The following is a 979-nucleotide window of genomic DNA, read 5'->3' on the forward strand; positions in this document are numbered from 1 at the left end:
TTCAAAATCCCCATGCCAATGCGGCGCAAATTGTTGGGAGCAATGCGGTTGGCTTGAATGGTGGAAACAACGCTATGCGTGCAAGTGATTTTGTCAACCGTGTATTACAGATGTATGGTGGGCAGCCTCATAGAGCAAGTCCTACAGCGCATGGTGGCATTAGAAATAGAGACAACTTGTTAGAGGTTTTACGGGCATTATTAGCATCACAAGAAGAGGCTTCGGAAGAAGAAGAGAGTGATGATGATGATAACCCTTTGATGACGCCATTCATGCGGGCGTTTTACGGACCGTTTTACAGAAGCTAGGATTCACGAGAAATGTCAACGATTTATGATTGGTCGCTTAGAGCGTCGGATAATACGCGCGTGGATAATTTTATTGATTGGTCCGAAGGACAGCGTCCTAGCAGTGTAAACACGAGCGCCCGTGTGATGATGCAGCGCATAAAGGAATACTTGTCAGACACGGGTGGAGAGCTTGAAGGCATTGTTACAAATGATCATGTCCAACAAACGAGTGTGATAAGACTTGCAAGCACTTCACAGTTTTTAGAGTATAAGAATGGTATCGTTTTGCGCTTTATGGCTATGGGTAAGAATGTTGGAGCGACCACGATTGTCTTAAATGCTTTAGATGGCAAGCCGGTTTATAAGGCAACGGAAACGGGTTTATCGCTTTTATCGGGAGGGGAAATCCAACAAGGGTGCATTTATACATTGTTTTATAATGGAGATCATTGGCATCTTGTTAATCCTACCTCACTCCCTTTAGTAGAAGAAAGCAGTCTTTATCCCACGGGTTTTATAGGAACGTTTGGAATGCGCGGGATTCCAAAGGATTGGTTAATTTGCGATGGGAAGGCTTATTTGCGTCGTGATTATGGTGATTTATTTGAGACGATAGGAACGGTTTGGGGCGTGGGTGATGGCGCCACGACATTTAATGTTCCCGATTTTCGAGGAATGTTTTTACGGGG

At 44.5% G+C, this 979-nt stretch carries 1 protein-coding gene and 1 pseudogene; both read left to right on the forward strand.

Annotated elements, in window-relative coordinates:
• Window positions 1-308: pseudogene (locus ACFINA_RS09620) on the forward strand (lytic transglycosylase); the annotation flags it as partial.
• Window positions 309-320: 12 nt separating this feature from the next.
• Window positions 321-979 (forward strand): phage tail protein (locus tag ACFINA_RS09625; protein WP_375615523.1); only part of this gene is annotated, 659 nt, incomplete at its 3' end.

The sequence above is a fragment of the Bartonella sp. AC10YNML genome (genome assembly GCF_042196825.1).
Lineage (GTDB): Bacteria > Pseudomonadota > Alphaproteobacteria > Rhizobiales > Rhizobiaceae > Bartonella.